The following is a 1,572-nucleotide window of genomic DNA, read 5'->3' as shown; positions in this document are numbered from 1 at the left end:
GGTGAAGAGCAGCCACACTACCAACTTGCTGGTGGTCGCTTGAACTTCATCGACAAAGTTCAAATTACTAGCGATGGCGGTAAATCTGGTCTTGGTTACCTTTATGCTGAGCGTACTATCGACCCTAGTGATTGGTTTTTCCAGTTCCACTTCCATCAAGACCCTGTCATGCCGGGCTCTTTAGGTGTTGAAGCGATTATTGAATTGATGCAAACCTACGCACTGAATAAAGATTTGGGAGCAGGTTTCCGTAATCCTAAGTTTGGTCAAATCCAATCTGAGGTTAAGTGGAAATATCGTGGTCAAATTAACCCGTTAAACAAACAGATGTCTCTGGATGTACATATCACGGCAATCAAAGATGAAGACGGAAAGAAAGTCATTGTTGGTGACGCGAATCTCAGTAAAGACGGACTGCGTATTTACGAACTGAAAGATATCGCGATCTGTATCGAAGAAGCGATTTGCTTTGAGAACAAATAAGCCAAGAGAATAGTAGGGAAAAAATTATTATGACAACAGAAACAACAATGAACAACGAAAAGCTTTCTCCATGGCCTTGGCAAATAGAAGAGCGCAACACACATTTTGATGCAGCGACAATGGCAACGGTACTCAAAGATCTAAGCCTTGGCTGCTATGTCGTAAATCACCCTGAAAAAGGGTTGGGCGTTAGCCAAAAAGCAGCGATCACTTCAGGTGACTCGGCAAGCGCAACCAATAGCCACCCAGTAAGTGCATTTGCTCCAGCATTAGGTACGCAAAGTTTAGGTGATGAAGATTTCCGTCGCTTTCACGGTGTAAAATATGCGTACTACGCTGGCGCGATGGCGAATGGCATCTCTTCTGAAGAGCTAGTTATTGCGCTAGGCAAAGCGGGCATTCTATGTTCTTTTGGCGCGGCAGGTCTGATTCCTTCCCGTGTAGAGCAAGCGATTAACCGTATTCAAGCGGCACTGCCAAATGGCCCATACATGTTTAACTTGATCCATAGCCCAAGCGAGCCTGCTCTAGAGCGTGGTAGTGTTGAGCTATTCTTAAAGCATGGTGTCCATACGGTTGAAGCTTCAGCATTCTTAGGTTTAACGCCTCAAATCGTTCAATACCGAGCAGCTGGTCTTAGCCGCGATGCGAAAGGCGAGATCAAGATTGCGAACAAGGTCATTGCGAAAGTAAGCCGAACGGAAGTGGCAAGCAAATTCATGCAGCCTGCACCTGTTAAGATGCTGCAAGGCTTAGTAGATGAAGGCCGTATTACTGCTGAACAAATGGAATTGGCTCAGCGAGTTCCTATGGCTGATGACATTACGGCGGAAGCCGACTCAGGTGGTCATACTGATAACCGTCCGCTGGTTACATTGCTTCCAACGATTTTGGCACTAAAAGATAAAATTCAAGCACAATATAAGTTCAAAACGCCACTACGAGTAGGTTGTGGTGGCGGTGTCGGTACACCTGATGCTGCACTGGCAACCTTTAACATGGGCGCGGCTTACATTGTGACAGGTTCTATCAACCAAGCGTGTGTTGAAGCAGGGGCGAGTGAACATACTCGTAAATTGCTAGCAACAA

General features: G+C 45.9%; 1 protein-coding gene and 1 pseudogene. Both read left to right on the top strand.

What is annotated here, in order from left to right; translation table 11 throughout:
- The coding region (locus ACP45E_RS17780; RefSeq protein WP_141707403.1) for a beta-hydroxydecanoyl-ACP dehydratase at positions 1-483 on the top strand (483 nt) is incomplete at its 5' end.
- 29 nt (positions 484-512) lie between these two features.
- A pseudogene (locus ACP45E_RS17775) lies at positions 513-1,572 on the top strand (2-nitropropane dioxygenase); the annotation flags it as partial.

Source organism: Vibrio genomosp. F10 str. 9ZD137 (genome assembly GCF_049974785.1).
In the GTDB taxonomy this organism is placed as follows: Bacteria; Pseudomonadota; Gammaproteobacteria; order Enterobacterales; family Vibrionaceae; genus Vibrio.
This window is presented reverse-complemented; position numbering and strand designations above follow the sequence as displayed.